We start from the raw sequence: 25,771 nt of genomic DNA, 5'->3' as shown, positions 1-25,771 counted from the left end.
TCTCATCTATTGCCTCTTAATTTTGTGGCCTTGCGGCCTAAAGGGGGCCAATATAGTAAATTAACCGTATTCAGACACGTTTTAGCCAGATGGACTCAGCAACGATCAGACGCCTGTTTTTGGAGTTTTTTGAGAAGAAGAATCACCTGATTGTGCCTTCCGCACCGCTTGTGCTCAAGAACGACCCGACTTTACTGTTCACCAACTCGGGTATGGTGCAGTTTAAGGATTATTTCCTGGGGCACGGCACCCCAAAAAGCAAACGCATTGCCGATACGCAAAAGTGTCTTCGCGTAAGCGGTAAGCACAACGATTTGGAAGAAGTGGGCATTGATACCTACCACCACACCATGTTTGAAATGCTGGGCAACTGGTCGTTTGGGGATTATTTTAAGAAGGAAGCGATTGAGTGGGCGTGGGAATTACTGACAGATGTATACAAACTTCCGAAAGACAGACTTTATGTTTCTGTGTTTGGTGGAGACAAAGGTGATAACCTTCCGGTTGATACCGATGCGATTGCGTATTGGAAAAACATTGTACCGGAAGACCGAATCATTCATGGTAAGAAGAAAGACAACTTCTGGGAGATGGGCGAGACCGGCCCGTGTGGTCCGTGTTCTGAAATTCACATCGACTTACGATCGGAAGCTGAAGTAAAAAAGACAAGCGGCAAAGAATTGGTGAACAACGATCACCCGCAGGTGATTGAAATCTGGAACCTCGTGTTCATGGAGTTTAACCGCAAAGCTGATGGTTCCCTTGAAAAGCTTCCTGCACAACATGTAGATACCGGTATGGGCTTCGAGCGGTTGTGCATGGCCATACAAGGCAAGACATCCACATACGATACCACCGTGTTCAAGCCGCTGATGGATTTTATTTCGGAAGCTGCCGGTGTGAAGTATGGAAGTAATGAAAAAACCGATATTGCCATTCGTGTGTTGGCTGATCACATTCGTGCGGTGGCGTTTGCTATTGCCGATGGCCAGTTGCCTTCGAATACCGGTGCCGGGTATGTCATTCGCAGAATTTTGAGAAGAGCGGTGCGTTATGGCTACACCTTTTTGGATTTCAAAGATCCGTTCCTCTACAAACTCGTTCCGATTTTAGCGGAGCAGATGAAGGATGTGTTTCCTGAATTGCATGGGCAATTAGATTATGTGACCAAGGTTATTCATGAAGAGGAGATTTCGTTTTTGAAAACGCTTGAACGCGGACTAAAGCGATTTGATGCGATTGAAAATGAGTTAAAGAACAAGATTGTTCCCGGTGAACTTGCCTTTGAATTGTACGATACCTTCGGTTTTCCTTTTGATCTTACCTCACTCATTGCACGCGAAAAAGGTTTCTCGGTTGATGAGAAAGGATTTCAGGTTGAGATGCAAAAACAAAAGGAACGCTCCAAAGCTGATGCAGCCAAAGAAACCGGTGACTGGATTTTGGTTGGCGAGGATGAGAAGACCGAATTTATCGGCTACGATTTTCTGGAAGCCGATGTGCGGATTGTGAAATACCGCAAGCTGGTTCAGAAAAATAAGGAACTGTATCAACTCGTGTTTGATCGCACACCTTTCTATGCTGAAAGTGGCGGTCAGGTTGGGGATATCGGATACATCCAACACGGAAGTGAGAAGATATCCGTCATTGATACCAAAAAGGAAAACGAACTGATTGTTCATTTTACTGATAAACTTCCAGCCGATTTATCGGCAGCATTTCATGCTGTGGTGAACGAACGAAAGCGCAAGCTCACCATGAACAATCACTCAGTAACTCATTTGCTGCATGCTGCCCTTCGTGAAGTGTTGGGCAAGCATGTGGAGCAGAAGGGATCCTTGGTGAATGAAAAAATTACCCGCTTTGATTTTTCGCACTTTGCGGCCATGACGCCTGAAGAAATTCAAAAAGTGGAAGATCGGGTGAATGCAAAAATCCGGGAAGACATTCATGCCGATATAAAACAAAATGTACCCATTGATGATGCAAAGAAATTGGGTGCTATGGCATTGTTCGGTGAAAAATATGGCGACTATGTTCGTGTAGTCACATTCGATCCGCAATTCTCGGTTGAACTTTGTGGAGGTACGCACGTACCCTCAACGGGAAACATTGGGTTGTTTAAAATTACTGCGGAAAGTTCGGTTGCTGCCGGTGTGCGTAGAATTGAAGCCATTACGGCAGAAACGGCAGAACAATACGTGCGCAATGAATTGAATCTGCTGGATAGTGTACGCGAGTTATTAAAAAATCCAAAGGATCTGGTAACAGCTGTTAAGAACCTGGCAGAGGAAAAACACACACTGGAGAAAAAGCTGGAGGCAGTAAATCAGGAAAGAGCCAATGCATTAAAAGATGAGTTGGCGAAAAAGGCTGTAGCCGTTAATGGTTCGCACTTAATTATTGAAAAAGTATCGGTACCTAATGCTGATGCGTTGAAGAATATTGCCTATGCTCTACGCAATCAATTTAACGACCTGTTATTGGTACTGGCTGCTGATGTGGACAGCAAACCACAGGTGGCGGTGATGATTGGGGAGAAGTTGATGGAAACAAAAAAGTATCACGCAGGTGAACTGGTAAAAGTGCTGGCAAAAGAAATTGAAGGGGGTGGAGGTGGACAGCCGTTCTTTGCCACCGCTGGTGGGAAAAATATTGCCGGCCTGGATGCCGTAATCATCAAAGCCAAAGAGTTGATTCGCTAGTTTTTAATTTTCAATCATCATCGCAGCAGCTGAAAAATATCAAGCCGTAATCGGATTGGAGGTCCATGCACAGTTATTGACGGCCAGTAAAATCTTCGCGGCAGATTCAACTGCTTATGGTAGTGAACCCAACACGCAAATCAGCGTGATAACATTGGCGCATCCGGGTACATTACCAAAGCTGAATCGCCAGGCAGTGGAACTTGCCGTGCGCATGGGCCTTGCCTGTAAATCGGAGATTGTACGGCACATGATCTTTGATCGCAAGAATTATTTCTATCCCGATCTGCCGAAAGGCTACCAGATTACACAAGACCGCACACCCATCTGCAAAGGCGGTTACATTACCATCGGTGAAGGAGCATCTCAAAAACAAATTGTACTAAACCGCATTCACCTGGAAGAAGATGCCGGAAAATCCATTCACATGGAAAATGAACCCGATACATTGGTGGATTTTAATCGCGCAGGCACCGCGTTGATTGAAATTGTAACAGAGCCCGTCATTCATTCATCTTCTGATGCATATGCCTTGCTAACCGAAATCCGAAAACTTGTGCGTTACCTCGATGTGTGCGATGGCAACATGGAAGAAGGATCGCTGCGTTGTGACGCAAACGTCTCCATCAGACCAAAGGGATCAACGATTTTAGGCAAGAAAGTGGAGATCAAAAACATGAACTCCATCCGTAACGTGCAACGTGCAATCGATTCAGAGATTGAACGGCAGATTGAATTGACGGAGAAAGGTGAGGAGATCATTTCTGAAACACGATTGTTTGATGCAACTTCTGGAAAGACGTACGGCATGCGCACCAAAGAAGAATTGAACGATTACCGTTACTTCCCCGATCCGGATTTAAGTCCGGTTGCACTTTCAGATGAATGGCTGACTGAAATCAAAGCAGCCATGCCTGCACTTCCATGGGAACTGGAGAAAAAATTTATAGAGCAATTCAACTTACCGGCATATGATGCGCGCCTGCTGACGGAAACAAAGGAGTTGGCTCAGTATTTTCTTGAGGTGTGTAATCATACGGATAATTTCAAGGCAGCTTCAAACTGGATTATGGGGCCGGTAAAATCGGCTTTGAATGAACTTACACTAACGGCAAACGATTTTCCTGTTAAGCCTGTTACTTTAGCGGAACTGATTAAACTGGTTGAATCTGGAAAGGTGAGTTTTTCGATTGCTTCGCAGCGAATATTTCCGGAGTTGTTGAAAAATTCAGCGCTGAATCCACTGGATGTGGCACAGCAATTGAATGTGGTGCAGACGAGTGATGAAGATTCCATTCTGCCTGTGATTGATGCGGTTTTGGCCGACTATCCAGATAAGGTGGCAGAATACAAAAAGGGCAAGAAGGGAATTATTGCTATGTTTATGGGCGAAGTGATGAAGCGTAGCAAGGGCAAGGCCGACCCGAAAGTGGCCAATCAATTATTAGTAAAGAAACTGGAAGAAAAATGAAGTATACAAGATTGAGTTTAAGTGTTGTTTTGGTGAGTGTGTTGTTACTGGTGGGCTGTTCCTCCAACGGTCAGCAAGCCAACAAAGGCGATGGCCAAACCGTGACCATACGGGGAAAGGTAGGTTTTCCGCAACAAGGTGGTACCATCACCATTATGGAGATAACGAAGACTGGTGCCGGCTGGCAGGATACCATTAACCTGAAAAGCAATTACACTTTCGAAAAGAAAGTTAAAGTTAAAGAACCGGGTTACTACAAATTGAATTTTTATAACCGTCAGGCGGTAGATCTGATCTTATATAAAAATGATCTTGAAATTAATGTAGATGGAAATGAAGCTTCTGGTTTTTTTGAAGTGAAGGGCTCTCCGGAGATTGAATTCATCAAGGAGGCGCAGCAAACACTGAATGGTGTTCAAAGCTCCCCGGAAGCGCAAAAGCTGATTGCCGATTTCAACAAGGCACAAGCTGCTAATGACCAGCAGTCGATTCTTGCCATTCAAAAGGCGTATCAGAAATTATTATCCGATGCCGGTAATCAGGTTGCAGAAAAGATAAAAAATAGTCCGCCCTCATTGGGTGTGATCAACGTGCTACAGGCGCAGATGCTGGATAAGGATGAATATTTTGATGTGTACTTGGCAACAGCAGAAAAATTAGAAAAAGAGTGGCCTGACTTTGTGCATGCAAAAGATTTTGTTTCGATGGTGGATAAGATGAAAGCACTTGCCATTGGCCAGGTGGCACCTGAAATTTCCTTACCCAACCCGGATGGTCAGGTTGTTCCGTTGTCATCGTTGCGGGGCAAATATGTGCTGGTGGATTTTTGGGCCAAGTGGTGCGGACCGTGCCGCAGGGAAAACCCGAACATTGTACGGGCTTATAATGAATATAAAGACAAAGGCTTCACCGTGTATGGTGTTTCACTCGATCGTTCAAAAGCAGATTGGTTACAAGGCATACAGGAAGATGGCCTTACGTGGACACACGTTTCTGATTTGAAATACTGGCAATCCGAAGCCGCTAAAACCTATAACATTACAGCCATACCTTTCTCCTTATTGCTTGATCCAAATGGTAAAATCATTGCCAAGAACCTGCGCGGTCAGGCATTGGATGAGAAGCTGGAGGAAGTTTTAGGAGGTAAATAATTTTGATGTCCTGCACTGTTGAAGTGCAGGACATCAATTTTTCAGGAGTTAATTAATCCTGACTTTTTGGGTTTCAAATCCAATAAACGAAAAAGAAAGTTCTCCTGAATTTTCTTCTAATGCTAGACTAAAGGTTCCGTCAGCCTTGGATACTGTTCCATACGTTTTACCACTGACTACAATGTTCATTCCTGGTATTGGTTTTCCGTCTTCAGTAGTGACTGTCCCATTTACTATGGTTTTACCATTTTGGTACGATACATCACTGGAGATGATCATCTTTTTTTCCTTGGGAATAACAGTTCCGGTTGAAGCATCATCTGACAGGGTAAATGTAATGGGAATTACGAATTTCTGACGCACAGCTACACCGCGCTGCTTACCAGGATTCCACTTTACGTTAGCTGCTTTGAGGGCTCTGACTGCTTCTTCATCGCATCCAGCACCAATACCTTTAAGAGGTCGGTGGTTAGATGTGCTACCATCAGGCTCAATTATTATCTCAACAAACACCTTTCCTTCAATACCCATTTTAACGGCTTGTTCAGGGAATTTAAGTTCACGATTGATAGCTTCGTACAAAGCGGTCATTCCTCCGATTGGTGAAGCATTCGCTTCAACAACGAGAAACACATCATCATCTGATTTAGTCATATCACCCAGTTGCGATATGGAGTCATCTGTTTTGATGATTAACTCAACACGCTCAGAAATTATATTACCCTTATCATCCATGTTGCGGGTATGGGATGTATGTAAAATCTTGTTTGGATTTAGACTCCGGATTTTTTCTTCGTTAATGGATTCAGCCTCAACATACATCAGTTTAATACCTGGGTTTTCTTTTTTGATCTGTTCAACAACTGGCAACAAATGATCAGGAAAATCTCCGGCAACGGTGGTGGTTTGTGAGAGTCCGTTCATTTCCGCAGCAATCTGATCCTGGCAGGCGATGCCCAGAAACAATACGCTTACAAACAGGAAAACAATCCCTGTTTTCCATTGCTTTACTTTTTGTTTTAAGGTTCGGATCATGGTAATTCGTTTTAAGGTTAGGGAATTATTAAAATGATTGGCCAATACGTATCCGGAAGATTCAATAGCCGAACGGGCCAGCAGGCTGCAGTATTGATCCTGATGTTCACTGCCTGAGGCGACTTCATCGGCTTCAAATTCATGTACCATGCTCATTTCCTTTTTGTAGTAGCTGAGCAATGGATTAAACCAGAACAGTATTCTGACTAGTTCAATCAGCACCATGTCAACCGAGTGCCATTTGCTAATGTGCACATGCTCGTGTTGCAGAATGCGTTGCTTGTCGGCTTCAGTTAGGTTAAAGGCTTTGCTGATGAAAACCAGCTTAAAAAAGGAAAAGGCAATGAATGAAGCGTTATCCACTTCGATAACAGGCTCGTCCGATTTTCCTTTTCGGGCTTCTTGCATCAGCATAATGATCTGATAGACAAACCGTAAAAACAGCAATGCGACTACAGCTCCGTATAACCAAAAGGCCAATTCCCAAAAATTAAAAGTAGGTTGAAGTGCCTCGGCTTGAGTTTGTTCAATGGTTGTGGGCAGCCAATGATCCGGTAAGGTTTCGCTAAGTGTGGGCACTACCTCAGCCGGGGTACCGATGGTGAGCCATGGGAAAAGCAGCGAGAGTAGGAGCGCACCCAATAAATAAAATCTGCGGTAGCTGAATTGGGTTTCCTTGCTTAACAGTGCTTTGTACAAGAGCAGAAACAGCAACAATCCGATGTTGGCTTCTACGATATAGTTTAGCCAGGTGTTCATGGGTTTATTTTTTGGTGTTGATTTCTTTTAATAACTCTTCCAGTTCTTTCGCACTCAGGTTATTCTCTTTGGCGAAAAAGGAAACCAGGTTTTGGAATGAGCCCCCGAAGTATCCTTTCAGCATGGTATTCAGGTAAAAGCGGGTGTACTTTTCCTTTGCAATTAATGGGTAGTATTCATGCGTTTTGCCGTACGCCTTATGTCCTACAAATCCTTTGGTTTCCAGAATACGAATGATAGTAGACACTGTGTTGTAGGCAGGCTTGGGATCGGGCAGGTGATCGATGATATCTTTTACAAAAGCTTTTTCAAGCTTCCACAAAATCTGCATGATCTGATCTTCGGCCTTGGTTAGTTCTCTCATGGTATATTTTTTATTTTTTATCAGCGTATTGAACAGGACTGCATTGTGCAAAATTTTTGGAGTTGGTAAGCGGAAACCGATAGGTCTTGATAAACTCACCCAATAGTTTTTCGAACACCTGTTCTTTTTCGGGATTAATTTCTCCGGGTTTGAAGTTGAACAGGAAATAGGCGATTACTCCATCTTTATTTATATAGATTCGATTGAAGCATCGGATTTGTTTTTCCCATTTGAAGTTGTTGTCGTGAAGAAAATCGCCTAAAGTCTGAAGCATGGAAATATATGCGTGCTGAAATTCTTGCTCTTGACCTGCAAACGCTGCCTGTAATGAATCGCTATGAAGGGCACTTTGGTACAACGAGTCCAATGTTGATATCGAGATACCTTGGTTTATGGCCTTTTGAAATGTTGTAGCCATTCCCTGGCCGAATGAAAATAGGGGGCACAGTAAAGCGAACACAAATAAGTATTGCGTATGAGGTTTCCTCATCATAGGTCAGGTTTTATACTATGTATTTAGGTATAAAACTAAAAATTTAGTTATAAAATCCAAAAGCTTTCCCCACATTTTTTGAAAGCCTGTTCATTAGAAAGCGTTGGTGAAGCAGTAAGCGATAATATTGGCACCCATTTGTAAAGCCTGTTCGTGTTTTTCTACAGGCGTGTTGTGGATGCGCCTGTCTTCCCAGCCGTTGCCGAGATCGCATTCATATGAATAGTAGACAACCAGTCGGCCTTCATAAATCAAGCCGAAACCTTGAGCAGGTTTTCCGTCATGTTCATGAATTTTGGGAAGCCCTTTTGGGAAGTTGAATTTCTGTTGGTAGATGGGATGATCGTACGGAAGTTCTTTTAATTCCAGTTCAGGAAACACTTTCTTGAGTTCTAGTCTAATGTATTTATCCAGTCCGTAGTTATCATCAATGTGTAAAAAGCCACCACCTATCAGGTAGTTTCTTAGGTTAGTCGCTTCCGAATCTGAAAACACCACATTGCCGTGGCCTGTCATGTACACATAAGGGTAGAGGTACAGGTCTTTATTGCCTACTTCAACAATGTCTTCTTCGGGAGCCAACGTGGTTCCGAGTTCACGATTACAAAAACTGATCAGGTTTGGCAATGCAGTTTTATTAGCATACCAATCGCCACCGCCATTGTATTTGAGTTTGGCGATTTTTAGGGATTGGCTAAAACTTTGGAAGCCAATAGCCAGAAGACAGATAATAGCAGTAGCTAATCTCATGAAAAGTAATTGGTGAAAATTACAATCTACAAGTTATTTACTTTATACCTCTTGTCAAATTTCCTGGCGTATTTCCGAAAGGAACTGTCAACCCTAGTATAGGAAAAGCAAATAATTCTCCGCCTGTATCACTGGGTATAACAAGTGCGAAATCAATACCCACCCGCTTAACAATTCGTCTGCCACCAATTGAAAATAGAACGAAAGTTTCATCTCCAGCACCAATGAAATAATTTTCTGTTACAATATACCCGCGTTCACCGGTTCGAATCATTCCGCTGAGTGTGACAGTCGGGGAATTAGACCATTCTCCACCTGCATAGCCGTATCCTAGTCCCAAGGATAAGTTTCTATCTCTTGAACCAAAAGTTGTTACTCCATAGGCGATTCCAAATCCTGTTTCTGGTTCACCCAATACTGTCCCCATTAATGCCCCTGCACCAATATTGAACTTGTCTTCTACAACTGGTATTGAAAATCTAGGTGTTACCCACGCAGGTGTTGGTGCTCCAGCAAATAAAAACAACGGTACAATTCCAGCGCCTATACTAAAATGATCGGATACCCCCAAGCTTACCTGATTAAAGAAAATCCAAATATTCTGATAATAGGCTTCACCTTTTTTTAGGCCATAGCCGTTTGGTTGCCAGAAATACCGTGTTGATTGAGGATTATCAAGCCAGTATTTTCCATCCTTGGAGCGGCCCTTGAGTAGGACTACCATGCTTTTGATGTCAATTTTTTGAATAGTGATTTCGCCTAGTTTTTCAGTTTTCAGTCGTAAGGCTGTTTGGTCCTGATAAGTAATTTGACCGATGTATTCATTTCCATCGCGGGTTTCAATTCTGTATTGTGTTGTATCGGGCAACTCCTGAGCAAATGAGACACAGGATATGCATAAATTGATGGCGATTAAGAAGAGGGTTTTGTTGATTTTCATATGAAAATGGGGGTTGAAACCAAAAATTAGCTAAAAATATGCCAGTTGCATTAAACTAATTACTAAAAGGTTAATCTAAGGGTTGTTTTGAATAGAAATAACCTAATTAATAACTCCTTATGAAAACAACTTCATTCTTTAAAAAAGCATTGACCCTGGTAGCCATCGTCTCACTGGGTGCTGTGATCTCGTGTACGGAAGATGATCTGGCCTTGCAACAAGAGGCAGCTGATGTGGCCGAAGATGCCATTACCGATTATTTCTTTGAAGATGCTGATGATATGACTGGCCTTGTAATGGTGGCTGACAACGGCAGCTATGAGTATGAAGGAGGTCGTATCGCTTCTTCCAGAACCATCCAGATTCAGGGGGATTCCAGAATATGTAATGGTGTGACTATCACAGTCACGATCGATGAGGGATCAACAAATGAGAATCCGTCAGGTACCATTACCATTGATTTTGGCGATGGTTGTCAGGATGTTTTAGGAAATGTCAGGAAAGGAAAAATCATCATTACCTTCTCGGGTAAGAAGTTTTTACCGGGTTCAACTATTGTCACAACTTTCGATGGCTACTCGATCAATGATATCCAGTTAAGCGGTATTCGCACCTTGACTAATATTACAGATAGCAATGTGAGTGCTCCTAAGTTCCGGGTTGAACTTGAAAATGGAAAGGCTATTTGGCCTGATGCAACTGAGGCTACCCGTGAACATTGCTTTGTGAGAACCTGGCAACGCGGTGGCAATCCATCATTAGATGCCATGGTTGTTGATAAGTGCACAAATAATGATAGCTGGCCACATGACTATACTGCAGCTGGTGAAAACCGGAGAGGAAGAGCGTATACCATGACTATACTTGAACCGTTAGTGTACAAGCGTGGTTGTCCGATAGCTGTAGAAGGAGTGAAGCAGTTTGTGGATGTGGCTACCGGTAAAGTGGTAACAGTTGATTATGGTGATGGTGCTTGCGACAGAATCATAACCATTTCAGTTGATGGAAATTCCCGCTCTGTTAACGTAGGAAGAAGAGGCTAATGTGGGTTGGTTTTTAGTGAAAAGTCCTGATCCTGGTCATAGGGATCAGGACTTTTTCTTTTATTTGCTTTTGAAAACCACTGCCATGCAAAACTACCTTGATTTGATGAAGGACATCCTGGAAACAGGTGCCCTGAAGACCGACAGAACCGGAACGGGAACCTATTCTGTGTTTGGTCGTCAGTTAAGGTTTGATTTGAGTGAAGGGTTTCCACTCGTAACCACAAAAAAGCTGCATCTGCGCTCTATTATTTATGAGTTATTGTGGTTTTTGAATGGTGATACCAACATTAAGTACCTGAACGACAATGGCGTAACCATTTGGGATGAATGGGCAGATGAAAACGGAGATCTCGGACCGGTTTACGGACACCAATGGCGTAGCTGGCCTGCACCCGATGGAACGACTATCGATCAGATTTCGAAAGTGATTGATCAAATCAAAAACAAACCCGATTCGCGCAGGCACATTGTTTCAGCCTGGAATCCTGCCGAGGTAGACAAGATGGCCTTACCGCCTTGTCATGCCATGTTTCAGTTTTATGTAGCCGATGGAAAGTTATCCTGTCAGCTCTACCAGCGCTCCGCTGATTATTTTTTGGGCGTGCCTTTTAATATTGCCTCATATGCATTGCTTACCTATATGTTCGCCCAACAATGTGATCTGGAGCCGGGCGAATTTGTTTGGACGGGCGGAGATGTGCATTTGTATACCAACCACATTGAGCAGGCTAAACTTCAACTAACCCGTGAGCCATACCCGTTGCCCAAACTCATTATTAAACGTAAACCTGCCAACATTTTCGACTATGCTTTTGAGGATTTTGAGATCGTCAATTATCAATCTCATCCGGGGATTAAGGCACCCATTGCTGTTTGAGTGAGCCAATACTGCCAATTTTTGAAAAAATACCTCTGTTTGTAATAATTATACCGCAGTAGCGACAAATGGCGTATTCAAACCCGGTATGCACGAGAAAAGCAGTGTTTTTGATATGATTGGTCCCGTTATGATCGGGCCTTCCAGTTCGCATACAGCGGGTGTGGTGCGCATTGCCCGCACGGCCATCCGGCTGCTGGGCGACATGCCCGATGAGGCCCAGATCATCTTTTATAATTCCTTTGCCCGAACCTATGAAGGCCACGGGAGTGACCGGGCCATTATTGCCGGGTTACTGGATTTTAAAACAGATGATAAGCGAATTAAAGAATCGCTTCAATTAGCCAAAGAGAAGGGGTTGAAGTACCAATTCAAATCCATCGGCAACGCCTCAACCATGCACCCCAATACCATCCGACTTATTTTAAAAAAGGGCGATCGGGAAATTGAAGTACTAGGAGAAAGCAAGGGGGGAGGCATTATTAATATTGCCGAAGTAGATGGCTTCAAGGCAGATTTCAGTGCAAGCCTGCATACGCTTGTAATTTTTGCAGATGATGTAAAGGGCAGCATTGCCTTTATCGCCAATATATTGGCTCACGATGATTGTAACATAGCCACCATGTCGGTTTCCCGTAAGGGTAAACATGACGAAGCGTGCCTCGTAATTGAAATGGATTCGGGCATTAAGCCTGTAACATTGGATTACCTGCGGAGTCTAAGGTGGGTTAAGGAAGTGATTTATATACCGGATATTGATTTATAAATATGAGAGGAATTTTATTAGCTGTATTGGTAATGTCAAGTCTGTTTTCATTCAGTCAGCAGACAAAAAAAGTATGGACGTTACGTGAGTTGGTCGACTATGCCGTATCCAGTAACCTAACGGTTAAGCGAGGCAACTATGGTGTGCGCACGGGTGAAATAAACTATCTTCAGTCAAAGATGGCCATGTTGCCTTCGTTGAATGCAAATGGAAACTACGGTTTCAATTGGGGTAGAAATATTGACCCTACTACAAACTTGTTCGTAGAGCAACGAATTAATTCGATCAATGCCAATATCAGCAGTTCATTGTTATTGTGGAATGGCTTTAGGCTATTTTATTCCATGAAGCAAAATGAGGTTGAACTTGAAGCTGTTAATCAAGATTTGATTAAAGCGCGCAACGATGTAATTCTGAATGTGATTACACTTTACCTCACGGTTGTTTTTAATAAAGAGCTCTATGCCAATGCGGAGTATCAATTGAATTCAACAAACGAGCAACTTGAGCGAACCAAAAAGCTTGTCGAAGCCGGGTCTTTACCAAAGTCGGATGCCCTAAACCTGGAGGCACAGCATGCTACCAATGAGTTGAATTTAATTCAGCGCGAAAATGCACTCAACTTATCTTTCCTTCAGTTAAAGCAGGCACTTCAATTGCCAGCGTCTACGGAAATGGATGTTGAATTATTGAATGTTGACCTTAATGATCCGAATATTAATAAATCGGCAGATGAGATTTTTGAAATTGCTGTGTTATCGATGCCTGAAATTCAGGCTGCAAGATTACGGCAAAGAAGCTCGGCATTTGCACTTAAATCGACACGTGGTAATTATTATCCCCGCTTAACATTAAGTGGTTCACTTTCTACACTTTATTCTTCAGCCAGGCAAGAGGCAATTCTGGAAGGGTCAGCAGTTATTCCGAGAGAAATAGGCTATTTGCAAAGCAATCCTGCTGAGTTAGTATTTACCGATGTTGAGGTGAATCAATTTTCATTTCAAACTGTAGGATATGAAGAGCAATTTAGAAACAACCTTGGTAAAGGGCTCGGCTTCAATTTGCAAATACCCATTTTTAATGGCTTGCAAACACGCTCAGCGGTACAGCGGGCAGCCATCAATCGCGAATTAGCGGACATCACGTTGCTTGAAAATGAGAACAGGTTAAGGCAATCTGTTGAGACAGCCTATAACGATGCACTGGCGGCTTCTAAAACATACCAATCGGCACAAAAACAAGTAAGTGCACGGGACGAAGCTTTTCGTATGACCAAGCAACGGTTTGAATTAGGAGCAGTAAATTTTGTTGAATACCAGGTTGCCGAAAATGATTTGTTTCAGGCGCAGTCTGATTTACTGCGAGCCAAATACGATTTCATCTTTAAAAAGAAAATCCTTGATTTCTATCAAGGTCTTCCACTCGAATTTTAATAACCACTACGTTAACGCATAAAGTACATGGCCAAACAAAAGAAAAAGTCAAACAAACTTATCTATATCCTTATCGGAGCAGTAGTTGTACTGTTGTTATTCATAATTATTGGCAGATCGCAAGGCTGGATTGGCAAACCAAAAGATTTGGAGGTTGAGCTTACCAAAGCCAAGCGTACAACCATTGTTGAAAAAGTTAGCGCTTCCGGAACAGTGCAACCGGTTACGGAGGTAAAGTTAGCTCCGGAAGTTTCAGGCGAAATTCGTGAGTTGCACATTGAAGATGGTGATTCAGTTACCCGTGGTGATATGCTTGTTAAGATTCGCCCCGATACATGGCTTTCACAGTTGGAGCGAGCTGAAGCATCACTCAATCAACAGCGGGCCAACCTGGTAGCCTCTGAGGCTGCTTTGTCACGCGCAGAAGCAACCTTTATCAGGGCAGAGCAGGACTTTGAACGTCAGAAAAAATTGTGGAATGAAAAAGTGATATCCGAAGCCGACTGGCAATTGGCGCAACAGAACTTTAAAATAGCTGAAAATGACTTGAAGTCAGCTCGTCAAAATGTTCAGGCAGCCAAGTTTATTGTACGAAGCAGCGAGGCAACCGTAAATGAAGCGCGTGAAAATGTTCGCTTAACCAGTGTGGTAGCACCCATGAATGGTCACGTTTCAAAACTGAATGTAAAGAAAGGTGAACGCGTAGTGGGTACGGCTCAAATGCAAGGAACAGAAATGCTCCGTATTGCTGATTTAAGTGTAATGGAAGTGCGTGTGGATGTTAATGAAAACGATATTATCCGTGTGCACATTGGGGATACCGCGTTAATCGATGTAGATGCATATGCAAACGCTAACCGCCAGTTTAAAGGTTTGGTAACGCACATTGCGAATACAGCAAAGGACAAGGTTTCAACCGATGCGATTACAGAGTTTGAGGTTCGCATACTTATTTTGAATTCATCTTATCAGGATTTGATTGACTCCGGAAAACCCTATCCTTTCCGTCCGGGAATGACTGCCAGCGTTGAAATTCTGGCTAATCGGAAGGAGAATGTTATCTCTGTTCCATTGGCGGCTGTGACCACGCGTGCGAATGAAGAAAATAAGCGCCCTTCGGAGTCGCCTGCAGCCGGAACAAATACACCAAAGCCTGCTGAGAAAAAGCAGGATAAGGTGGTTGTGTTTGTAAATGAAAATGGTGTAGCTAAAATGATTGAAGTGAAGACCGGAATAAGTGATTATGATAATATCGAAATACTTGAAGGTGTAAGTGACAGCACCGAAGTAGTAACCGGTCCATTCCTGGTGGTTTCCAAACGATTGAAGGATGGTGATAAGATCCGTCAGGCTGAAAAGAATAATGCACCTAAGAAGGAAGAAGAAAAGTCTGAATAACAAATTTGGCTTTTATAATTGATATGAACTCCCGGCTTATAGTCGGGAGTTTTTTTATTACCTTTCTGTAAAGGAACGATTATGGTACAGCATCCCTGGCATGAGGTTTCGGTTGGTGTTCATCCACCGGAGCTGGTAAATGGCATTATTGAAATTCCCCGTGGATCACGGGCAAAATATGAAATTGATAAAGATAGCGGTTTGATTAAGCTCGATCGGGTATTGTATGCATCCATGTATTACCCGCTTAACTACGGCTTCATTCCACAAACATTGGGGGAAGATCATGATCCGTTGGATATTGTTGTGTTAACACAAGTATCGGTTGTGCCGCGCTGCATGATACCCTCAAAGGTTATTGGTGTGATGCGGATGATTGATCAAGGCGAGGCGGATGATAAAATTATTGCGGTTGCCGAACAGGATGCCAGTGTAAGTCATATACGGGATGTAAGTGAGTTGCCTGATTTTTTTCGCGTTGAACTAAAGCACTTTTTTGAAAACTATAAAACCCTTGAAAATAAGAAAGTGGTAATTGATGAGTTTCTTGGAAAGTCGCAAGCGTTACCCATTATTGAACGCAGTATTCAGTTGTACAAAGAAACCTATCCTAAAAAATAATTAAGTAGAACGCGAGGGTCAGACTTGATTTTAGTTGAAAAGTTTCTGCAAATAGGCAATTGCCTCCATCATCCACGCGATTCCAACATGAACTAGAATTCCACCCCAGATGCTTCTGGTTTGCAGGGCAATCACACCCAGTATATATCCGCCAAAAATTGAGCTGATCGCTTCGGGCATGGGTTTTCCAAAATGAAGAAAACAATACAGACTGGCCATGGGTAGGATGGCTGATCGGCCAAGTACCGTGGCCATTCCGATGACCAAAAATCCACGATAGAAAAATTCAATACTGACAAAGTTTAGTGCGTAGGCTGTCTCATACATGGTAACCGTAACCCATTCCTGAACATGTAGATACGTGTGTGCGAGGGTAGATGCATACATGGGGTACTGCTTTTGAAAACCCGGAAGAAAGGATGCCGCTACAAGGATAGGCAGCATAATCAGCAGCAATGTGAAATAGGGTTTCAGATCGGGTACGTTTTTGGAGAGCCCATAAAAATTATGTTCATGCTTGTCGTGGAGCACGTAAAACAAAAATAGAGGAAGAATGATATAAATAAGCCCTGATAAGTTGTTCAAAATTTTATATGCTAAAAATGATACCTGGTGGTGAAAGAATTCGTACACCCATTGTTCGAGCAGGAAATTACTTCGGTCAAAACTAATTAGCGTCAGTAGAAGAGAAGATCGTAGCCAAAACGCTGACGTTAGCTTCAGGCTCTTTCCTGAAAGAAAGCGTATCAGGAAAACCGGAATCAGGTAGGCGACTGCATGTGTGAGGAGGTAATACAGAAATTTGGAAAACCCAGTCTGTAAATCGAGAAAGCTATCTTCAAAGTCAAAAGTGTAGTTGAGGACAATGCAAATGGCAAGGAATATGGCAATGGATGTGTATTCAGCCAACCGGAAATCTTCCTGCACATGCTCGCGCAGGTACTGCCATATTTTTTTCATGTCCAGCTTTTGAGGTGCTCGTATACTTTGTGAATCGGTAATCCCATCACATTAAAATATGAGCCTTTAATTTCTTCAATGGCAATCATGCCAATAAAATCCTGTGCGCCATAGGCACCCGCTTTATCGTAGGGTTTGTATTGGTCAACGTAGAACTCAATTTCTTCCTGCTTCAGGTTTCTGAAAGTTACCTCCGTAGTATCGTCAAAACTTTCTTCTCGCTCAGCCGATAAAATACAGACTCCAGTCATGACCAAATGAGTTTTGCCACTTAGCCGCGAGAGCATGGTAATGGCTTCTTTTCGGTCAGCGGGCTTATTCATGATTTCTCCATCAAGAATAACAACCGTGTCAGCGGTAACAATAATCTGGTTGTGAAGCTCTTTCCGGAAGTATTCGGCTTTTTTATTCGCGAGGTATCGCGCAACTTGTTCAACCGGAAGCTCTTCGGGAAAGGATTCCTCTACATCAGGCTTTTCAACAGTGAAAGTAAAACCAGCTTCGCGCATCAGGTATTGTCTGCGTGGAGAGCTGGATGCAAGTACAAGTGGGTGTTTCATAGTAGTTCACTTGAAAATATGTCAAGTAAATATTGAAGCGCTTTTACCCTTTCCTTTGGATGAAATTCTGATTCTTACTTTGTAGCAATCTTTTCCCAACGAAATTCCTGCCCTTGGGTTCGCTTCAAGTAGTAGCTTGAGTTTTTTTAAATCTGATACTAAAGATGGGTATTTCTTGACTAGTTGCTTGACCTGTTTGCCAAAGTTTGTGGTGGAGAGAACTTTATAACTCATTTAGAAGCTGGTCAAGCGTTTTGAGTTTTGATTTACCTCTCTGATGCAACTTCACTTCTTCAAAGGACTCGATTAGTTCACGCATGAATTTCGCTTTTTGCGGATTATCTACCGATTTCACAATCTCCACAAAGTCCAATTGCTTCATCAATTCAAGAAAGAAAACTTTCTTTTTCTTATCCTTTAAGCGCACAACAAATTGTTCCATACCACTTTGTTTACAGGTAAAAATACAGAATTTTTAATTTTCAAAGGGCGAGTATTCAGGAGTTCTGAACTCGTCTTCCTTAATAGAGCTAAACAAAAAGCCACAAATCACCTTCGGATAAAAATAGGTTGACTTTTGCGGCATGGTAGCGCCACTGGCGCAAACTTTCTTTACATCTTCAATGGACACTTCATTAGTGATAACGGCCAGCTGTGCTTCTCCTTTCAATACCTTCTGAAGACAATCAGAGAAACTTCGGTCAAATTGAATGCGCTCACTCTGTCGCTGGTCTTTACCCACAATTCCAAGTGCCTTTTCAATAATGAAATAGTGCATCACCGTTAGGTCCAGACGTTTCACCTCTTCGGGAAATGGCCATGGCATTCGTGATAGCGCCTCGGGTTTCAGGCGCACTTTGTAGTTGCTTTCCGGAAACATCAATCCGAATGCCCACGGCTTACCGAGGATGATTTCATTTAAGGTGTCCGCATCTTCAACAGGCTTAATGATAAAATCATCTTCTAACTTTTTCAGAATCGTATGTTCATCCAGATTTTTCAATCCGTTAATCAGCCGATGGGTGGGGAGTATCCGCAAATCATCTGACTCGGTGTTGGTTAAATACATCAGGTGAAAATTATAACCTTCTTTTCCGGTGTGATTCGGATTGATGCGTTGCATTTTATGCTTGAGTAGCAAGGAACCTTCGTAACGGTGGTGCCCATCAGCCAAAATAATTTTCTTTTCTGTCATCACCTTCATGAACTTATGAATAACGGAAGCATCGTGAATAACAGCCAGTACATCGCGAACCCCCTGGTAATCCTCCGTTTCATAAATCGGAGTTTGAATAGCCTCGTCCATGAGTTTTTCAAGCTGATGCTGCTCATCAGTATACAACCCATGTGTTGCGCTGGCATGAAGCTGTGTTTTTTCAAGCAGCTCAACCCGATCGTTTACGGCTTTCGGAATGGTATTTTCATGACGCAGAATTATCTCCTCATCCCAATCGTACGTACGGATGTGGCAGACAAAACCTTTGCGGCAATATTCGCGCGGTGAGCCTGCCAGTTTAAAGTATTGATAATACACATAGATGGCAGGCAAATTATCCTGAATCACTACGCCCTCTGCTTTCCAACGGTTAAGTAAATTGTTCGCTTCTTCAGCTGTACCTCGGGGTACAGAAAGGTGAATGCTGTTAAATGGATTTTGATACAGTTTTTTGCGTTGTTTTTCAGAAACTACATCGAACAAAGGTGAGGTTAACGACTCAATATCTTTAGTAAACTCCGGGTTGTACCGCCACGCGCGAATGGGTTTTATTTCTGCCACAAGGATTTGCTTTGTATTTTGGGTTAACTATTTACGGGCAAGTCGGTTTCGTTTCCATTTGCTTTCTGTGGCAGCAGTTGTATGGGTTGATGTGTTGGCTGACGTTGGTTTAGCCATGCGTGTGCTAAGAACCGCGGCCAATAATTCTTCATCAGGTTCTGGAACTGCATTCAATACTTCAGGCTTGAAATATTTTTCTACAAACTTGGTATCGAAATTTCCACTTCGGAATGCTTCATGTTGCATCACATACTTGCAAAAGCCGAGCGTTGTTTCAACTCCGGTAATTTCATATTCCTCAATCGCGCGGATCATTTTATCCATGGCCAGTTCGCGGGTTTCGGCATGGCAGATCAATTTGGAAATCATCGGATCATAATAGAAAGGAATACTCATGCCTTGTTCAAAACCATCGTCCACGCGAATGCCGTTGCCTTGCGGCCGTTGATAGGTTTTCAACGTACCGATATCGGGAAGAAAGTTATTGGCCGGGTCTTCAGCATACACGCGCACTTCAATGGCATGACCATGCAGACGTAAATCGTTTTGTGCAAATGGAAGCTTTTCTCCTTCGGCAATTTTGATCTGAAGTTTTACCAAATCAATACCGGTTACCATTTCCGTAACCGGGTGTTCCACCTGCAGGCGGGTATTCATCTCCAGGAAATAGAAATTCAGTTTTTCATCCAGGATAAATTCAACTGTGCCTGCTCCGTAATAGTCGCACGAGCGCGCCACATTAACCGCAGCTTCGCCCATTGCTTTGCGCAGTTCAGGAGTTAATACCGATGAAGGCGCTTCTTCTACTACTTTTTGGTGCCTGCGTTGAATGGAGCACTCGCGTTCAAACAGGTGAATCACATTTCCATGCTTGTCGCCAAAAATCTGGAATTCAATATGACGCGGTTGGGTAACGTATTTTTCAATGAATACGGATCCATCGCCAAACGCAGAAGTGGCCTCGCTTACTGCACGTTCCATTTGCTCCTGAAACTCTCCATCCTTTTCTACAATGCGCATGCCCTTACCGCCACCACCGGCACTGGCTTTGATCAAAATCGGGTAGCCAATCTCTTTCGCTATTTTTCTGGCTTTGCTTACATCATCAATTGGCTCAGATGTACCGGGTACAAGCGGAACATTAAACTTGGCTACTGCTTCCTTAGCAGCGAGTTTGCTGCCCATCAATTCAATTGATTTGGCAGATGGTCCTACGAATATCAATCCGGCTTTTTCAACCTTATGGGCGAAGTCTTCATTCTCAGATAAAAAGCCGTAGCCCGGGTGAATCGCATCGGCTTTTGTTTGTTTGGCTACTTCAATGAGTGTATCCATTTTCAGGTAGGACTCGCTTGAAGGCGGAGGCCCAATACACACGGCCTCATCGGCAAACCGCACATGCAAGGCATTTCGGTCAGCTTCACTGAAAACTGCTACGGTTTTAATACCCATTTCGCGCGCACTGCGCATGATGCGCAAAGCAATTTCGCCCCGATTGGCGACCAGTAACTTGTTGATTTTTCCCATGAAATCGCTCAAAATGCAATGCTAATGAATAAATGGCGTTAGGCCAACCCCTGATAATAATTGAAGGCCTATTGATATTGAAGACTTGCCTATGCGCATTTTTCGTTATTTTTGCCGCAATTTTTAACAACAAACACGCAATGGTCGACTTATTTGAAAAGCTTAAGATGGAAGCCGGTCCGCTGGCCAAATATTCACATTTACCTGACGATTACTTCTTTTTCCCCAAGCTGGAGGGTGATATAGGCCCACACATGAAGTTTAACGGGAAGGATGTGTTGAACTGGAGTTTGAACAACTACCTCGGTTTAGCCAATCACCCGGAAGTTCGCAAGGTTGATGCGGAAGCAGCGGCTCAGTACGGCATGGGCCATCCTATGGGCGCCCGCATGATGTCGGGTAACTCGGTGCATCACATCGCTTTGGAGAAGCAATTGGCTGAATTTATCGGCAAGCAGGATGTGATGTTGCTGAACTACGGCTACCAGGGTGTGGTGTCTATCATTGATGCTATCGTTGATCGTAAAGATGTGATCGTATACGATGCGGAATCGCATGCATGTATTATAGATGGTGTTCGCCTGCATATGGGCAAGCGCTTTGTATATCAGCATAACGATATGGAAAGCCTGGATAAGCAACTGCAACGCGCCACCAAGCTGGCCAACGAAACCGGTGGTGGTATCCTGGTTATCACCGAAGGCGTTTTCGGCATGTCGGGTAAGCAGGGCAACCTGAAAGGCGTTGTTGAGCTGAAGAAGAAATACAATTTCAGACTATTTGTTGATGATGCGCACGGCTTCGGTACCATGGGTAAAACTGGTGCCGGAACAGGCGAGGAGCAAGGTGTTCAGGATCAAATCGACCTGTACTTCTCAACGTTTGCCAAATCGATGGCCAGCATTGGTGCCTTTGTTGGCGGTGATGCCCGCATCATTAAGTTTTTACGTTACTCCATGCGCTCGCAAATCTATGCGAAGAGCTTGCCGATGCCTTTGGTTATTGGAGCCATCAAGCGCCTGGAATTATTACGTACCCGTCCGGAGTTGAAGGATAACCTCTGGAAGATTGTAAATGCCATGCAAAACGGGTTAAAGGAGCGTGGCTTCAACATTGGCACCACTACCTCTCCCGTTACCCCAGTGCTCTTTAAGGGCGGGGTAGGCGAGGCCGCCAATATGGCTATGGACCTGCGTGAGAACTTCAATATTTTCTGCTCTGTGGTGATATATCCCGTTGTGCCTAAGGATGTTATCATGTTTAGGATAATCCCTACTGCGGTGCATACCATGGAGGATGTGGAGCGTACGTTAACCGCGTTTTCGGTGCTGAAAGAGAAGCTGGATAGCGGATTTTACCGCAACGAAGAGCTGGTTGCCGTTACCAAAGTTTAAAAAAGATGCCTTTTCGGCTTGATTTTTAAGGTTTTTAGTTAAATTGGCAATAGAATTTTAACTCGTAACTCTTAAACTCATAGAAAATGCAAAAATTCAATGACCTCAAAAACCTCATTGCTTCATTAGAAGGTGATGCTGACAAGTTCTACGCTAAGGGCAATAGCGCAGCCGGTACCCGCCTGAGAAAAGGTATGCAGGAGCTTAAAAACATGGCTCAGTTGATCAGGTCCGAGGTTCAGGAACTGAAGAACAAAGCTTCTTAAGGATTTACTTCCTGTATAGATTATTTTGGAAAAGGATAGCCTTTCGGGTTATCCTTTTCTGTTTTTGAAACCTTCGTAAGCTTTGGTGATTTTCTTCTTCAAACCTTCCGAAGCCGGTATCAACGGCAACCGCACATGATTTCCACAAACGCCTAATTCGCTTAATAGCTGCTTTATACCTACCGGATTACTCTCCTCATACATCGGCCCGTTTATATCCAGCAATGAAAACTGGTGCTGACTGGCCTTCGCATAGTCTCCGGCAAAGGCGAATTCTTTCATTTTCTTAAAAGGGATTGGCAAGGCATTGGCCAAAACAGAAATCACGCCTTTGCCACCAATCGCGTAGAGCGGAACAGTTAACAAATCATCTCCTGATATCAGCAGGAAATCCTTCGGCATCGATTTGGCAATGCGCATGCACTGCTCCAGGTTCCCTGAGGCCTCCTTAATACCGATGATGTTTTTGTGAGCAGCCAGGCGAAGTGTGGTTTCAGCCGTCAGATTGGATGCCGTACGACCGGGAACATTGTACAGGATGATCGGTAGCGGAGAGGCATCAGCAATGGCTTTAAAATGCTGATAGATGCCTTCCTGTGAGGGTTTGTTGTAGTACGGACTGACCGAAAGAATAGCATCAACGCCTTTTAAATCGGTACTGCGAATCGTATCCAATACAGCCTGCGTGTTGTTGCCACCAATGCCATACACAATAGGAAGTTTAGCGATATTGTTCTTCTTCACAAAGTTCAGCACTTCCAGCTTTTCAGCAGATGAAACGGTTACGGATTCACCGGTGGTACCCATAACTACATAATAATCGACACCTTTTGCAGTATGTGTTAACAGTTTTTTTAATGACTTATAATCAATACCGCCTGTCGAATCGAAAGGTGTTACAAGCGCAACACCGGTTCCGTATAGTTTTTTCATATCACTTCAGTTGTGTGGAGTATTTGTACATGCCATCAATGAGGCTTCTGGTTGTGGAAGTTTCGCTGAGCATGAATTCAAAATAGGGTTGACCATTTTCCCAGTATCCACCCATGCGGCAGCGCGCTTTGCTGCGTGCCAGTATATTCAACATCATGGGATTGGGTTTGGTATCAAGGTAATACAGGTAGTCGAACGGTGTGTTGAAGAATTTCACGGCCGTTTCGGAGGTGAATGCTCCCCAAAAGGAGATTTCCTTTTGGGTGAAGAAATCAAACAGAAACTCGTAGTTGTCTTTGTTGGGTGGTAGATAGGCGATCACTTTCACCTTTTTTCCATCGCGTTCAAGGCGGTGAATGAAATCTTTGATTTCATCATGCTTTTTCTTGTCTTCAATGCTAAACAAAATGCCCACTGTCTGCACCTGGGTATAGGGGATGGAAGCCCGAACAGTTTTATTCCGTTTAAGCTGTGATTTGGTGCGCATGTTTAGAAAACCCATTTTCATTCCCCTTACAATTTTCCGCCCGAAAGTAAAACATTAAAATCAGCTTCTGAAATAATCGGTACACCAAGCTTTTCGGCTTTTTCGCGCTTGGCCGGCCCCATGTTATCGCCCGCCAGCAGGTAATCCAATTTGCCTGAAATGGAGGAGAGTACTTTGCCGCCATTCTTCAAAATGATGTCTTTCAGGTCGTCACGTTCATATTTCTCAAACACACCCGAAATCACGAAGGATTTACCTTCCAATACGTTGCTATCGAGCACCACCTCCTTAATCACCGCTTCAAGGTTGAGCCCAGCCTGTCGCAAGCGCTCAACTTCTTCCCGGTTTTCCGGGTTGCTGAAAAACAGGATCACGCTTTGTGCGATTTTTTCACCCACTTCAGGGGCTTCCAGCAATTGTTCGTAAGAAGCATCCATCAACCTGTCGATGGTTTTGAAATGACGGGCTAATTTTTCAGCCACGGTTTTTCCAACATAGCGTATGCCGATGGCAAACAACACGCTCTCAAATGGCGCCTGTTTGGATTCGCGTATGCCTTTCAGCATGTTCTCGGCCGACTTATCCTTAACCTTATCTAACTGAAGTAAATCTTCTTTTGTAAGAAAGTATAAATCAGATGGTCTGCGCACTAAACCAAGCTCATAGAGTTGTCGGATGGTCTGTTCGCCTAGCGAATCAATATCCATAGCCTTGCGCTGAATAAAATGCTCAATTCGCCCTTTTATTTGTGGCGCACAGCCGTTTATGTTTGGACAATAATGTGCAGCTTCACCTTCTTGTCGCACCAATGGTGTGTTGCACTCAGGGCAACGCGTTATGTAATGTATAGGGTGTGTTTTGCCTTTTCGTTTGGCATGATCCACACCGGTTACTTTGGGAATAATTTCTCCACCTTTTTCAACAAACACATAATCACCAATACGTAAATCCAGGCGATTGATTTCGTTGGCATTGTGCAGGGAAGCACGCTTTACCGTTGTTCCTGAAAGAAACACTGGCTCCAATTCGGCAACCGGGGTGATGGCACCGGTGCGACCAACCTGGTAGGTTACACCGTTTAGTCGTGTGCTGATGCTTTGTGCTTTGTATTTGTAGGCAATAGCCCATCGCGGACTTTTTGCTGTGAAGCCCAGACGTTCCTGTTGTTCCAGGCTGTTCACTTTAATAACAACACCATCGGTTTCAAGCGGTAGTTCTCCTCTTCGGTTTTCCCAATGATCAATGTATTCAAATACCTCTTTTAGCGATTTACATTTTTTATAGGTATCAGAAACATTGAATCGCCATTTCTCAAGATTATGGATTCCTTCTTCATGCGTTTCAATGCCAAGGTCTTCCCCCAACAGGTAATAAGCGAAGCAATCCAGTTTACGTTGCGCCACGATGGAGGAGTCCTGCATCTTCATTGTACCCGATGCCGTGTTGCGCGCGTTGGCATAACGTTCTTCACCAATGTCCTCGCGTTCTTTATTGAGTTGAATAAAAACATCTTTTGGTAGAAACACTTCACCACGCACTTCAAAGCTTTGTGGGATGTTCTTTCCACTTACTTTAAGCGGAATGTTACGGATGGTTTTAACATTGGCGGTAACATCATCGCCACGCACGCCATCGCCACGCGTTACTCCACGAACCAGTAAACCATTTTCATAAATCAAGCTGATGGAAACGCCATCAAATTTAAGCTCGCAAAAATATTCATATGGATCGCCATCCAATCCCTTTGCCACGCGACTATCAAAATCCGTAAGTTCTTCCTGTGAATACGTATTCCCCAGTGATAGCATGGGGTATTTGTGATAAACCGTTTGGAACGCTTTGGTGATCGTTCCGCCCACTCGTTGTGTAGGGGAGTCGGGTTGTTTTAACTCCGGAAATTGTTGTTCAAGCTGCACAAGTTTTCCCAGAAGCTGATCAAACTCAAAATCACTTATTTCCGTCTTATGTTTTTGATAATATAAGTCGTTGTGATAATTAATCTCATCCGTGAGTTTTTGAATTTCCTTCCGGGCTTGGTCCGTTGTCATACGAAATGGC

General features: G+C 43.5%; 24 protein-coding genes. 11 read left to right on the top strand and 13 right to left on the bottom strand.

Going from position 1 to position 25,771, the window contains the following annotated elements:
- Positions 1 to 89: 89 nt before the first annotated feature.
- The 3 genes from alaS to QY309_09960 are packed head-to-tail and all read left to right on the top strand — an operon-like array spanning position 90 to position 5,327.
- Entirely contained in the window at positions 90 to 2,705 is a 2,616-nt protein-coding gene (alaS, locus tag QY309_09970) for an alanine--tRNA ligase (protein WKZ58194.1), read from the top strand.
- A 19-nt stretch (positions 2,706 to 2,724) separates the two neighbouring features.
- Positions 2,725 to 4,176 (top strand): Asp-tRNA(Asn)/Glu-tRNA(Gln) amidotransferase subunit GatB, encoded by a 1,452-nt coding sequence (gatB, locus tag QY309_09965; GenBank protein WKZ61695.1) that lies wholly within the window; start codon positions 2,725 to 2,727, stop codon positions 4,174 to 4,176.
- Positions 4,173 to 5,327 (top strand): redoxin domain-containing protein, encoded by a 1,155-nt coding sequence (locus QY309_09960; GenBank protein WKZ58193.1) that lies wholly within the window; start codon positions 4,173 to 4,175, stop codon positions 5,325 to 5,327. The genes gatB and QY309_09960 overlap by 4 nt, the downstream gene beginning before the upstream one ends.
- A gap of 48 nt (positions 5,328 to 5,375) precedes the next feature.
- Here the strand turns inward: QY309_09960 and QY309_09955 are convergent, their stop codons facing one another.
- The 5 genes from QY309_09955 to QY309_09935 form a co-directional block, all read right to left on the bottom strand.
- On the bottom strand, positions 5,376 to 7,121 hold the full coding sequence (locus QY309_09955) for a TonB family protein (protein WKZ58192.1): 1,746 nt from the start codon (positions 7,119 to 7,121) through the stop codon (positions 5,376 to 5,378).
- A 4-nt stretch (positions 7,122 to 7,125) separates the two neighbouring features.
- On the bottom strand, positions 7,126 to 7,485 hold the full coding sequence (locus QY309_09950; GenBank protein ID WKZ58191.1) for a BlaI/MecI/CopY family transcriptional regulator: 360 nt from the start codon (positions 7,483 to 7,485) through the stop codon (positions 7,126 to 7,128).
- Positions 7,486 to 7,495: 10 nt separating this feature from the next.
- On the bottom strand, positions 7,496 to 7,978 hold the full coding sequence (locus QY309_09945; protein WKZ58190.1) for a hypothetical protein: 483 nt from the start codon (positions 7,976 to 7,978) through the stop codon (positions 7,496 to 7,498).
- A 93-nt stretch (positions 7,979 to 8,071) separates the two neighbouring features.
- Positions 8,072 to 8,728 carry a DUF4159 domain-containing protein gene (locus tag QY309_09940; GenBank protein ID WKZ58189.1) on the bottom strand — a complete coding sequence of 219 codons (657 nt, stop codon included), beginning with the start codon at positions 8,726 to 8,728 and terminating at the stop codon, positions 8,072 to 8,074.
- Positions 8,729 to 8,765: 37 nt separating this feature from the next.
- Positions 8,766 to 9,668, bottom strand: a complete 903-nt coding sequence (locus tag QY309_09935) for a hypothetical protein (protein ID WKZ58188.1) — start codon at positions 9,666 to 9,668, stop codon at positions 8,766 to 8,768.
- Positions 9,669 to 9,787: 119 nt separating this feature from the next.
- On the opposite strand from QY309_09935, the gene QY309_09930 reads away from it, so the two are divergent.
- The 6 genes from QY309_09930 (at position 9,788) to QY309_09905 (ending at position 15,809) form a co-directional block, all read left to right on the top strand.
- Entirely contained in the window at positions 9,788 to 10,711 is a 924-nt protein-coding gene (locus tag QY309_09930; GenBank protein ID WKZ58187.1) for a hypothetical protein, read from the top strand.
- Between the two features lie 85 nt (positions 10,712 to 10,796).
- A complete protein-coding gene (gene thyA, locus QY309_09925; GenBank protein ID WKZ58186.1) occupies positions 10,797 to 11,591 on the top strand; it encodes a thymidylate synthase in 795 nt (264 codons plus the stop codon).
- 88 nt (positions 11,592 to 11,679) lie between these two features.
- Positions 11,680 to 12,357 (top strand): L-serine ammonia-lyase, iron-sulfur-dependent subunit beta, encoded by a 678-nt coding sequence (sdaAB, locus tag QY309_09920; protein ID WKZ58185.1) that lies wholly within the window; start codon positions 11,680 to 11,682, stop codon positions 12,355 to 12,357.
- A gap of 2 nt (positions 12,358 to 12,359) precedes the next feature.
- Positions 12,360 to 13,790 (top strand): TolC family protein, encoded by a 1,431-nt coding sequence (locus tag QY309_09915; GenBank protein WKZ58184.1) that lies wholly within the window; start codon positions 12,360 to 12,362, stop codon positions 13,788 to 13,790.
- Between the two features lie 27 nt (positions 13,791 to 13,817).
- Positions 13,818 to 15,188, top strand: coding sequence for an efflux RND transporter periplasmic adaptor subunit (locus QY309_09910; protein WKZ58183.1), 1,371 nt, complete (start codon positions 13,818 to 13,820; stop codon positions 15,186 to 15,188).
- 81 nt (positions 15,189 to 15,269) lie between these two features.
- Positions 15,270 to 15,809, top strand: coding sequence for an inorganic diphosphatase (locus tag QY309_09905; protein ID WKZ58182.1), 540 nt, complete (start codon positions 15,270 to 15,272; stop codon positions 15,807 to 15,809).
- Between the two features lie 30 nt (positions 15,810 to 15,839).
- On the opposite strand, the gene QY309_09900 is transcribed toward QY309_09905, so the two are convergent.
- From QY309_09900 to accC, 5 genes are all read right to left on the bottom strand, one after another.
- Positions 15,840 to 16,769, bottom strand: a complete 930-nt coding sequence (locus tag QY309_09900; protein WKZ58181.1) for a CPBP family intramembrane metalloprotease — start codon at positions 16,767 to 16,769, stop codon at positions 15,840 to 15,842.
- Entirely contained in the window at positions 16,766 to 17,329 is a 564-nt protein-coding gene (locus QY309_09895; protein WKZ58180.1) for a Maf family nucleotide pyrophosphatase, read from the bottom strand. The genes QY309_09900 and QY309_09895 overlap by 4 nt, the downstream gene beginning before the upstream one ends.
- A gap of 223 nt (positions 17,330 to 17,552) precedes the next feature.
- Positions 17,553 to 17,771: a hypothetical protein gene (locus QY309_09890; protein WKZ58179.1), complete on the bottom strand. Its 219-nt coding sequence runs from the start codon at positions 17,769 to 17,771 to the stop codon at positions 17,553 to 17,555.
- 33 nt (positions 17,772 to 17,804) lie between these two features.
- The gene (locus QY309_09885) at positions 17,805 to 19,106 is read right to left on the bottom strand and encodes a DUF1015 domain-containing protein (protein ID WKZ58178.1); all 1,302 of its coding nucleotides are present in this window, start codon (positions 19,104 to 19,106) and stop codon (positions 17,805 to 17,807) included.
- Between the two features lie 27 nt (positions 19,107 to 19,133).
- The gene (gene accC, locus QY309_09880; GenBank protein WKZ58177.1) at positions 19,134 to 20,633 is read right to left on the bottom strand and encodes an acetyl-CoA carboxylase biotin carboxylase subunit; all 1,500 of its coding nucleotides are present in this window, start codon (positions 20,631 to 20,633) and stop codon (positions 19,134 to 19,136) included.
- Between the two features lie 140 nt (positions 20,634 to 20,773).
- Here accC and QY309_09875 point away from each other — a divergent pair, with 140 nt between their 5' ends.
- The gene (locus QY309_09875) at positions 20,774 to 22,027 is read left to right on the top strand and encodes an aminotransferase class I/II-fold pyridoxal phosphate-dependent enzyme (GenBank protein ID WKZ58176.1); all 1,254 of its coding nucleotides are present in this window, start codon (positions 20,774 to 20,776) and stop codon (positions 22,025 to 22,027) included.
- Between the two features lie 86 nt (positions 22,028 to 22,113).
- A complete protein-coding gene (locus QY309_09870; protein ID WKZ58175.1) occupies positions 22,114 to 22,293 on the top strand; it encodes a histone H1 in 180 nt (59 codons plus the stop codon).
- A 48-nt stretch (positions 22,294 to 22,341) separates the two neighbouring features.
- Here the strand turns inward: QY309_09870 and dapA are convergent, their stop codons facing one another.
- The 3 genes from dapA to ligA are packed head-to-tail and all read right to left on the bottom strand — an operon-like array spanning position 22,342 to position 25,761.
- Positions 22,342 to 23,226, bottom strand: coding sequence for a 4-hydroxy-tetrahydrodipicolinate synthase (dapA, locus tag QY309_09865; protein WKZ58174.1), 885 nt, complete (start codon positions 23,224 to 23,226; stop codon positions 22,342 to 22,344).
- 1 nt (position 23,227) lies between these two features.
- Complete coding sequence (locus tag QY309_09860) at positions 23,228 to 23,713, bottom strand: hypothetical protein (GenBank protein WKZ58173.1); 486 nt, start codon at positions 23,711 to 23,713, stop codon at positions 23,228 to 23,230.
- Between the two features lie 26 nt (positions 23,714 to 23,739).
- Positions 23,740 to 25,761 (bottom strand): NAD-dependent DNA ligase LigA, encoded by a 2,022-nt coding sequence (gene ligA, locus QY309_09855; GenBank protein WKZ58172.1) that lies wholly within the window; start codon positions 25,759 to 25,761, stop codon positions 23,740 to 23,742.
- Between the last annotated feature and the right edge of the window lie 10 nt (positions 25,762 to 25,771).

It is taken from the genome of Cyclobacteriaceae bacterium (assembly GCA_030584025.1).
Lineage (GTDB): Bacteria > Bacteroidota > Bacteroidia > Cytophagales > Cyclobacteriaceae > UBA2336.
The sequence above is the reverse complement of the archived record's forward strand: the minus strand, read 5'-3'. Positions and strand labels throughout refer to the sequence as shown.